Annotated in this window: 7 protein-coding genes; 3 read left to right on the top strand and 4 right to left on the bottom strand. The window is 50.4% G+C overall.

Translation table 11 applies throughout. The features are described 5' to 3' along the window. The coding region (gene rho / locus ACESLU_RS07545; protein WP_372637360.1) for a transcription termination factor Rho at positions 1-672 on the top strand (672 nt) is incomplete at its 5' end. A 153-nt stretch (positions 673-825) separates the two neighbouring features. On the opposite strand, the gene ACESLU_RS07540 is transcribed toward rho, so the two are convergent. From ACESLU_RS07540 to ACESLU_RS07530, 3 genes are all read right to left on the bottom strand, one after another. After that, complete coding sequence (locus tag ACESLU_RS07540) at positions 826-2,883, bottom strand: M1 family metallopeptidase (protein WP_372637356.1); 2,058 nt, start codon at positions 2,881-2,883, stop codon at positions 826-828. A 295-nt stretch (positions 2,884-3,178) separates the two neighbouring features. Beyond that, positions 3,179-5,692: an SLBB domain-containing protein gene (locus ACESLU_RS07535; protein ID WP_372637353.1), complete on the bottom strand. Its 2,514-nt coding sequence runs from the start codon at positions 5,690-5,692 to the stop codon at positions 3,179-3,181. Between the two features lie 143 nt (positions 5,693-5,835). Next, positions 5,836-6,723 (bottom strand): MBL fold metallo-hydrolase, encoded by an 888-nt coding sequence (locus ACESLU_RS07530; protein WP_372637350.1) that lies wholly within the window; start codon positions 6,721-6,723, stop codon positions 5,836-5,838. A gap of 269 nt (positions 6,724-6,992) precedes the next feature. On the opposite strand from ACESLU_RS07530, the gene ACESLU_RS07525 reads away from it, so the two are divergent. Continuing rightward, positions 6,993-7,961 carry a GDP-L-fucose synthase family protein gene (locus ACESLU_RS07525; RefSeq protein WP_372637347.1) on the top strand — a complete coding sequence of 323 codons (969 nt, stop codon included), beginning with the start codon at positions 6,993-6,995 and terminating at the stop codon, positions 7,959-7,961. A 121-nt stretch (positions 7,962-8,082) separates the two neighbouring features. Here ACESLU_RS07525 and ACESLU_RS07520 read toward each other — a convergent pair whose 3' ends face one another. Then, the gene (locus ACESLU_RS07520) at positions 8,083-8,808 is read right to left on the bottom strand and encodes a carbohydrate-binding family 9-like protein (RefSeq protein WP_372637345.1); all 726 of its coding nucleotides are present in this window, start codon (positions 8,806-8,808) and stop codon (positions 8,083-8,085) included. Between the two features lie 633 nt (positions 8,809-9,441). Between ACESLU_RS07520 and ACESLU_RS07515 the strand changes: the two genes are divergently transcribed. Then, a partial coding sequence (locus ACESLU_RS07515) for a sulfatase-like hydrolase/transferase (protein ID WP_372637342.1) occupies positions 9,442-10,170 on the top strand: 729 nt, incomplete at its 3' end.

Genomic DNA, 10,170 nt, shown 5'->3' with positions numbered 1-10,170 from the left:
GAAAATAACCCGGAGACCAAGGTGATTATCCTTCTCATTGATGAACGCCCCGAAGAGGTCACCGAGATGGAACGCAGTGTGGAAGATGCGGAAGTCGTGGCTTCCACTTTTGATGAGCGCCCGGAAAACCACGTCGGACTTTCCGAGATTGTCTTTGAAAAATCAAAGCGACTGGTGGAGAGCGGTCATGATGTACTTATCCTTATGGATTCGATTACGCGACTGGCACGTGCCTATAACATTTGTCAGCCTTCGTCCGGACGTACCATGTCGGGTGGAGTGGATTCAGAGGCGTTAAAGGCCCCGCGTCAGCTGTTCAGTTCCGCCCGTAATATCGAAGACGGGGGCAGCCTTACCATCCTGGCCACGGCCCTGGTTCAGACCGGTTCGCGCATGGACGATCTGATCTTTGAAGAATTCAAGGGTACGGGTAATATGGAGCTTGTTCTTGACCGCAACCTGTCAGAACGCAGAATATTTCCCGCTATTGATGTGTTCAAGAGTGGTACCCGCCGCGAGGAACTCATCGTCCCGGAGACCGAGAAAGAGAAGGTGGTCCTGCTGCGGCGTTACCTGAACCGCATGAATTCGTTTGAGGCGATGGAGTTTGTGCTGGACAAGATGAAGGGTACCAAAGACAACGAAGAGTTCCTGATCTCCATGAATAAGTAAGGTTTCCGTTCCGGTGCGGGCTCCGAAACCGGGAACCAGTATAGTATCCCGCATCCAGAACCTTGGTGCGGCTTAACCCGGAACCCGGAATACGGGAACCGGAGCTGTACCCAGAACGCTCGACCCTGCATCCCGTTCTGCCGGTATATCTTCTTATTTCTCCCAGCTGTTATTGGTGCGATTGGCATCCGGGAATTTCCGTTCCGGATCCACCACTACGTTTGTCACTTCTCCTGTATGATCGATTGAAAGGGTTGCCCGGGTAGTGCCCTTTAGCCAGGTTTCCACCGGGATCTCCCGCGTGAGCGTGGTGCCGTCGGATAGCGTGATTTCAACTGGTGCAGGCATAGGGGCCTGACCGCGATCTTCAATGACAATTTCGGTACCCCCTTCGACGGGCCGGACACCGCCTACCGCCTGGTCGAGCGTCCATGTTTCGTAATACCAGCTTCTCCAGAACCAATCCAGCTCTCGTCCGCTCACATCTTCAAAAGCGTTGAACATATCCCAGGGATACGGGTGTTTGTATTGCCATCGGCTGAGAAAGGTTTGATAAGCCTTACGGAACGTTTCCTCGCCCAGCAGGCCGCGAAGGGCCACCAGCATGGAAGCCGGCTTGGGATACGAGGCGATGCCGTAGGCAAAACCGTTATAATGATAGTCCGACCATCGCATAATCGGTCCCTCCAGACCCGTGCCGGTTATTTGCAGGTAGCTTTGATAATCGGATTGTTCAAAGGTCTCCGCGCTCTCCGGGTAGTACTCTTTTTTGGACTGAGACTCATTAAAAGTGGTCGTGCCCTCATCCATCCAGGCGTAGCGGCGTTCATTCGTACTGATCTGCATCGGTACCCACATATGGGCCAGCTCGTGAGCGATGACCGCGTAGAGCGACTGGGCCGGCCGGCCGCTGTAATCGCCGATAATGGTCATCATAGGGAACTCCATGCCACCGCCGATAATACCGCCGCCCTCGACTGAGGTCATATGCGGCCAGGGATAGCTGATACCGGTCGTCTCGGACAGGGAGGAAAGAGAATGACGGGTAAATGCTGCTGCGTCCGTCCAGAGCGGGGCGCTGCTGCGATAGATAGCATTGATTTCCACGTAGTCGGTTTCTCCGTCCCCGTCCCGGTCGCCCACATCCGAACGGGTGGCATCCCACATCGATTCTTTGGTTGCGCTGAATGCAAAGTCGCGTACTTTATCCGCTGTAAAGTTCCAGGTTACCGTACCGCTGCCGGTGGACCGGGTAACGTCGCCGAAGTCTTCTTTGGTTACCACGGGGACCACTTCATCACTGCTGTGGCCCTCCTGCAGCCGCCGGTAAATATCATCCTTCAGGACGTCCCCGGCATTGGTAAGGTCTCCGGTGGAGGCGACCATCCACTGTTCGGGCGCGGTAATATCCACATTATAGTCGGCGAAGCCGTGGTAGAATTCGGCATTTCCTTTAAACGGGTCGGTAAACCAGCCGTTGACATCGTCATACACGCGCATTTGCGGATACCAGTAGGCAATATAAAACAGGTTGTCCTCGCTGTAGCCCATGCGTCCGCTCGCCCCCTGCTGAGGAATTTTGAAATCCCATGCAACCTGGATCTCAATGGAATCTCCCGGGGCTAATACCGTGCCGGGACGCAGTACCATCAGGGTGCCGTCGACCAGGTACCCCTGCCGGGAACGTCCCGATTGCATCTCTTCCAGATCAGTATCACCAGCGGCAACACGGTGGAGGTTAACCCCGCCGGTCACTTCGGCCCCCTGGTTACGAACGGCCCCGCTCTGGTGGACATTTTGTGTGAGCTCCATAAACAGCTGGTTCAGCGTATCCGGCGAATTGTTATGGTAGGTGATTGTACTACTGCCCTTGATGAGGGTATCGGCAGGCACCAGTTCAACATCAATGTTGTAGTCGGTCCACTGCTGCCAGTAGTCGGAACCCGGCTCGCCCGACATGGTACGAGTATCCCGGTTTATCGCCTGGAAAAAAGTCTGGGGAATTTCGCCGGTAATAGCGTTGGGTACCATCCGGTTCAGCTCAGAGGGATTTGTGGACAGGGGTCCATCCGCAAACTGTTTTTCTTCGCTGCCGGGAGCCTGTTGCTCATTCGTCCTTGCCTGTTGAGAGCCGGCACATCCCGTGAAGGTAAGTACAGCGGCAAACAGCAGAAGGGATGCTGTTTTGGAGAGGTTTGGGAAAAGTGACATAAAGTGAAATGATTTAATGGAAGTTGATATATAAAATCGCTGGTTTTGTAAGAGGGCTTTGCAAAACCGTTTGTTTGGCCAATCTCTGTATGTACGTGAAATCAAAATCCTCACATAGGTCTTATATGCTGTAGTTTCAAATTTGCTCAGGCTTTGATATTTCCCGATGCTTCGGGACTGGTTTTGCAAAGGCCTCTGTAAATAAAAAAGTCCGATGGAAGATCTATAATGTATAGGCTATCACATAGTATTATAGGCTTTCACCATAATTCCGTTGCCTGTAATGCTGCCACCCTTAATTATTTGATATGCGAATAATGGTCGTAGCAATGACCGCCATGGTCGATGCCAGGGTCGAAAGTATACTGATGCGCTCCGCAGCGCTCATCCCCTCTGTGGGTTGCTCTTCCGGCACAATGATGGTCGCCCCCGGCTCAACAGAAGGATAATTTTTAAAGAAAAGCATCTTCTTCGTCCGGTCCACATCGCCATTGGCGTAGATAATATAGGATCTTTTTTTCCGGGCCAGGTCATTAAAGCCCCCGGCGGCGGTAATATAATCTTTAAACGAGCGTCCGCTCTCAAAGCGAACCGTTGTGGGATGAAAGACTCCCCCTTCAACAGTTACGGTTTCCAGCTGCTGGGGGATGAAAAGGGAATCGCCCTCTTCCAGAAGCAGGTCAAATCTGGAACCCGGGTTCTGGAGCACTTCCGGCAGTTCAATGCCAATCTGTGCGGACTCCTGTCTTTGGGCCAGGCGGACCTGTTCTCCCTCTTCATTGACTTCCAGGCTGGTATCTTCATCAGTAACATCATCCGTGGTCTGCTGGGCTTCCTGCTGGGTGAATTCTCTCTTTCGGAAGAGCGTGGCCCCATCGGTGTATGCATCGCCCGTTAATCCGCCGGCTCGCTCAATCATATCAGACAGCCGATCGTCACGCGAGGAGATGGCATATTTGCCGGGATATTTAACCTCACCGACGACATAGACCTCTTGCTGCTGCTCGTAATTCGGAAGCTCTCTTATGTATACCTGGTCAAAAGGCTGCAGCTCAAAGTTGGCCCCCTTCTCATTAAGACGGAGATCCTCATCCACGCTAAAAGTGTGGATATCCGCGATGAATGATTCGGTCTCGGGCCGCTCTTCAATATTCCGGATGCGGCGGGCCACCTCGATGCGGTAGGGCGTAGCAGATTGCCTAAAACCATCGGCCATAAAGATAAGGTCTTCAAGAGTCATTCCATGGGCAAATTCATAGGTATCAGGTCGCTGTACCGGTCCTTTGATGCTCACCGTGAATTCTTCCCGCAGATCAAAAATCGAGGAAATACGAACAACGTCATCCTTTTGGAGGAGAATATCGTTTGCCCGGGGATTTTGCATTAGCTCCCGCACGCTGAATGAGATAGACTCAATCGTATAGTCATCCCGGGTGCGATAGATGATGCCGCGGTTCATAAAGGCGTCACCCATCAATCCATCCGCCCGCTGTATGAGGGAGTAAAGCGAGGTGGTATCTTCAAGGGCGTATTCCCCGGGACGAAAGACCGCGCCTTTGATTTCAACTTTGTTGGTAAAGCGGTCCAGTATTTCACCTACCGTTATCGAATCCCCGTTCTGGAGAACATAGTCATCGTAATACCCTTTTTTGACATCCGTAATCTGTTTCTGTTTCGGGGTGTTGCCGATGACTTTTATACGATCGGTATAGGCCTTATCCGTAAAATTGCCGGCATAGACCACCAGATCCTGCAGGGTTTCATTCCCTTTTAGCTCGTAAATGCCGGGCCGCTTGACTTCCCCGTCGATTTCCACACGGTTTTCGTACGGTTGAATTTGAATGATATCCTGCGAGCGAAGCCGGACATTCTCCGACTGATTGCCGTAAATAAGCAGATCGTAGAGGTCAAAGGTGGCTACCGTCTCATTACCGCGAATTACATTAATGGTTCTGAAGCTACCGGTGGTGGTGGGCCCCCCGGCTGCATAAAGTGCATTAAATACGGTAGACAGCGAAGAGAGGGTATAGGTGCCGGGCACCGAAGCCTCGCCCATTACCGTAACCTTGATACTTCGGACCTGTCCCAGCGACACCTGCATATAGGTATCTTTATTTTCGTTATTTGGTGGATTGAGACCCGAGTAGATGTCGCCGAGCCGCGAGCGGAGACGCTTGGTAGCTTCCTCTACCGTAAGACCGTTTACCTGGATGGGTCCGATATTATCAATATTTATGGTGCCCCCCGTGGATACTTCCAGTTGGTAGTTCATCTGTGCGGCTCCCCAGATATCAATAATAATTTCGTCACCCGGACCCAGCTGGTAGTCTTGGGGAGTAGGGATATTCAATGCGGGTTCAAAGGTTACCTTATCACTGGTAAAAAGCTTAAACCCAAAAATTTTATCCTTAAGCTGTTGCCGGGCCCACCTGATTGAATCCGTCTGGGCGTAAAGAGAATCGAATTTCGTCGAATCCGGACCTTCGGTAGGAATGGGTGTTCGAAGCTGTCCTGAAACACCCTCGGCACTTTCGGTATCCATTGCTACTCCTCCTCCCACTTGCTGAAGCCGTCGCTTTAACTTGCTGGCCTGCGACTGCGGAAGCCCCCGTGCTACGGCCATCTGAACCGTTTGATCAATGGACAAATTGCGAGACTGAGCCCCATCATAGATCTGCTGAATCTGCTGGTCGGAAAGATCATCGACCCTGATATTTTTAAAGTCGATATCCGAGATATTTTGCGCGTTCGCCAGCGAAACGGCAACACATACCAGCAGAATGGTTAAAATACTCTTGGTCAGTCGCATTGAATGTATTGTTCTTATTGTCATTATTTTTTTGTAAGCGGACAAATTAATGAATTTCATTGTAAACTTACATTGTGATTTAAGAATGTTGGATGGTGCTTTTTTAAAATTGTATTTGGGGCGCCATCTCCCGCTTGACATTTCTATTTATCATCAGGAATATCACTGAGCGAAAGCCGATCTTTTACGGCATATCTCCCATTTTCTTTGTGGACGGTGATGACTTCCGCTTCCGTATCGTGTTCAAAGAAGAGATACCAGTTATGTTCTACGGCCTGCTTCAGGAACTGTTCCTTCTCCGTCAAGGTTTGAACCGGATACATATCGTATCCCATGACATAGGGAAGGGGCAGGTGCACATGGGTGGGAAGCAGGTCCGCCATAAAGACAATGGTTCGGTCGCCCACGGTAATTTTAGGCAGTTGTTGTCCAATCGTATGCCCGTGAGCCGGAAGGGCGCTAAGTCCCTCTTCATACTCATGATGGTCGTCCACTGTGTTCAGTTTATCCCAGCCGGCAATAGGTTCGATGTTGTCCGGGAGGAAGCTGGCCTTTTCGCGGGCGTTGGGACGGGTAGCCGTATCGAGATGCTTCTGAGTGACGTGATAGGTGGCCTCGGGAAAGGTGTGCCTGATGTCTCCCCGGTCATCATAAAATGTAGTGCCACCACAGTGATCGAAGTGGAGATGAGAAAAGATAAGATCGGTCACGTCCCCCGTTTCAAACCCATGACTCTCAAGAGAGCGATGAAGGCTGCTGTGAGTATGATCAAGCTGATAGATTTCCTCGTACTTTGGAACGAATTTGGTACCGCAGCCATTATCAATCAGGTAGGTGCGCCCGCTGTTTTCAGAGGTAACAAGCAGGCAGCGCATAGCCATGGGAATACGGTTTTTGTCGTCGGCTTTGATCCGGCGCGACCAGAGGGTCTTGGGGACAACCCCGAACATCGCTCCGCCGTCAAGCCGAAAACGTCCCGTTTCGATGGAATACAGGTGAAAAGGTCCGAAAGAACAGTCAGAAAGGTCCATTGGTAGAGGATGGGCTTTATGTTTGAGAGTACTTTTATTTATCGCTGAATAACTTACTGAAAAGCTGAAGGAAGTAAAAGAGATTAAGCTTTACTTCCAACTTTCCACCATCTTAAATTATCCGTATTATAAGAGTTTTAATACAGGACAGATTACCGGCTGAAAGTTACATCCTGCAGGGAGCTGTATATTATGATTTTAATCTTTTAGTCTTCATTATTTATTCTCAATTTTAGTTTCAACTCTAACCTTACCCTCATTATAACAGAATGAATAATATACTCCATAAAGACAGCAGAATCTATATTGCGGGTCACCGGGGAATGGTGGGCTCGGCCGTGAAGCGTAAGCTGGAGCGGGAAGGCTATGACCGCCTCATCTGCCGGACGAGCTCCGAACTGGACCTGCGAAACCAAAAGGAGGTACGGTCTTTTTTCAGGGAAGAACAGCCGGAGGTAGTCGTGGATGCCGCGGCCCGTGTGGGCGGCATTATGGCCAACAATGAATATCCCTGGCAGTTTCTGTATGAAAATTTGGAAATACAGAACAATATTATTGCGGCGGCCCACGAACAGGATGTTGACAAGCTGATATTCCTGGGCAGCTCCTGCATCTATCCCAAACATGCCGACCAGCCGATGAGTGAAGAGGCGCTGCTGACCGGGCCCCTGGAGCCCACTAACCAGTGGTACGCGATTGCCAAGATTACGGGCGTGAAGATGGTAGATGCGCTGCGGCGTCAGTACGACCGCGACTACGTATCCCTTATGCCGACCAACCTGTACGGACCCAATGACAATTTTGACCTGAAAACCTCCCATGTGCTGCCGGCCATGATCAGGAAGTTCCACGATGCCAAAGAAAAAGGGCACGTCCCCGTACCGCTCTGGGGAACCGGCTCACCCATGCGGGAGTTTCTGCACGTGGATGATGCGGCTGATGCGGTCTTTTTTACCCTGAACCATACGATGGAGTTTGACCTCTATAACGTGGGTACCGGCAAGGATATCGCGATCAAGGACCTGGCCCTGCTGGTACAGGATATTGTGGGACACGAGGGCGACATCAACTGGGATGCGACCAAACCCGATGGTACGCCCCGCAAGCTGATGGACGTGAGCCGCATGGAAGAAGCCGGATGGAACTATAGCGTTGAGTTAGAGGAGGGCATTCGGATGACGTATGAATGGTTTCAGGAGCACCAGGATGAGATTAAAGAACTGAAGGTTGAGGGGTGACGGTTAATTTAATTAACAGGGAGCCTGGCGGTTTTGAAAAATCCACTGCGAGTCCGTCGAATTTGGCCGGTTTCTGCTCTTCTTCGTTGGTGAGGCAAAACCTTGCGGGCTGTTTTTTATACTACTCAAAAAGGAGCGTCCCAAAGTTCTCGTAGTCGTGGAAGGTTTTCTCAACGGGTTGCCAGCTAAAGGTGGTGCTTTGCTCTCCATCGTAGTCAACGCGATAGAAATTGGCTCGCCACTCCGTGCCCGGGGACGGGGATATGTTGTGGAGTGGTCTCAAGAGCTTGTATGGAATAAAAAACTCTGCAGTCCATTGCGTAATAGTTGCATTGCTTTGCTTTGGTCCCCCCTTAACGGTCGTTTTATGTCGCGTTTTTCTGTCCTCTTCATACATATAAGGCCTCCAGCGTGCCAGATCCCCTTCCTCATTCGATATTAAAAGCGGCAGTTCATAGTTCAGTGGAGAGATCTCATATTCAAAGTAAACAGGGTTATTGGTATCCGGCCATAAGAATACTTCGACGACATCTTCTTTCCAAAGCTTCATGAAATCGGCATCCATGGTGGCACTTAACTGTTGGTCCTCGCTTTCAAAAAGAAAATACAGGCCGGTATCAGAATAAAGTATTTTCATTCTGGTTTTCAATGGCGTGTTGTCTGTTTTGGTATTGCGCCGGGGAATGGCAATCCACTGGGCAGCCGACCACTGGGAGGCCCCGCCGCGCCCGTCAATTGAAAAGTCTGCTGTTCTTTTAACTTGAAGGGACTCGTTGGACTGACCCGTAAGGGACTGGCTAATCATGGTTGTCAGCAAGGCAAACAGTGAAATGGTTTTTAGAATCATCGATTATATCGGTTGCGAGTAGCATTATATCGACTCTGTGTAAAAGAGGATGAATCGTCTTACGGCGAAACATCCGGAATCAATAATGTAAGTTCGCATCTATTCAAAACAAAACGAAACTATAATTAAATAATAAAAAGAAAAAAAAGAATAAATTCACTTGATAATTTCATTTTTAATTTGAATAATAAAAAAAGGAAAGGGTGATTCTTTTTTTAGTTGCCTTAATAAATAGTATGCAGGAAGAGAGGGCTTTAAAAAACCAGTCCCGAAGCATCGGGAAATATCAAAGCCTGACCGAGTTCAAAACCACAGCATAGAAAGCATATGTGGGGATTTTGAATTTGCGAAAATGCAGAGAATGGCCAAAAGAACGGTTTTGCAAAGTCCTCGAACAATTTTAGGGCCTATGATACGAAGAACGCCTGCTGAGCTTGGAGTGCTGGTATTGGGTGGCCCTGCTTCGTATTAAATCGGCACGGGTACAAAAACAGTGGAATATAATCGTGTCGGTTTCGATTGCGTACGTATGTTTTAAAATATGTTATATAATATGGTAAGTTAGCTTAGCATTCGGATTTTTAATTAAAAGGTATAAATAAAGGTACTACGACAGACAGGTAATAAAGCTGCATGAAGGTTTGTAAATTTTTTCTGGTACTTACCGTTGCCTTACTCCTGGGGTGTCAGCCTGACGAGCCCCGGGTAGCTACTGACCAACCCAATATTATTTATATCCTGGCCGATGACCTGGGGTATGGAGAGCTGGGCGCCTATGGACAGGAGAAGATCGAAACGCCCAACATCGATGCGCTGGCGCGCGAGGGCATGACCTTTACCCGGCACTACTCGGGCTCCCCGGTCTGCGCCCCGGCCCGCTACATGCTGATGACCGGCAAGCACCCGGGCAACGCCTACATCAGATCCAATGAGGAATGGGCCGAGCGAGGTGATATATGGAATTATGAGAAGATGGCTGCCAATCCTGCTTTGGAGGGACAGCGTCCCATCCCGGATTCAACCGTTACGATTGCGGAAGTACTGCAGGAAGCCGGTTATAAAACCGCTGCCGTTGGCAAATGGGGACTGGGCGCGCCCTTTACCGAGGGGGTCCCCAACCGGCAGGGCTTTGATTTTTTCTTTGGCTATAACGGTCAGCGCCAGGCTCATACGTATTACCCGGTTTATCTGTGGCGGAACGGCCAGCGCGTGGCTTTGAGCAACGAGCTGGTGCCTCCCCACCAGGATCTGCCGGAAGGGGCGGACCCGCAGGACCCGGCCGCCTACGCGCGGTTCCACGATCAGCCGGACTACGCGGCGGAGCTGATGGGCGTGGAGGCCCTGCGCTTTATCGAAGAAGCC

It is taken from the genome of Fodinibius sp. (genome assembly GCF_041642155.1).
Lineage (GTDB): Bacteria > Bacteroidota > Rhodothermia > Balneolales > Balneolaceae > Fodinibius.
Note: the sequence above shows the minus strand (reverse complement) of the source record. Positions and strands in the feature narration are given on the sequence as shown.

What these genes read in the sequence shown, in the direction of transcription:
- ACESLU_RS07535 (WP_372637353.1), bottom strand. Translation starts at nt 5,692, where the DNA reads ATGCGACTGACCAAGAGTATTTTAACCATTCTGCTGGTATGTGTTGCC.
- ACESLU_RS07530 (WP_372637350.1), bottom strand. Translation starts at nt 6,723, where the DNA reads ATGGACCTTTCTGACTGTTCTTTCGGACCTTTTCACCTGTATTCCATC.
- ACESLU_RS07525 (WP_372637347.1), top strand. Translation starts at nt 6,993, where the DNA reads ATGAATAATATACTCCATAAAGACAGCAGAATCTATATTGCGGGTCAC.
- ACESLU_RS07520 (WP_372637345.1), bottom strand. Translation starts at nt 8,808, where the DNA reads ATGATTCTAAAAACCATTTCACTGTTTGCCTTGCTGACAACCATGATT.
- ACESLU_RS07540 (WP_372637356.1), bottom strand. Translation starts at nt 2,883, where the DNA reads ATGTCACTTTTCCCAAACCTCTCCAAAACAGCATCCCTTCTGCTGTTT.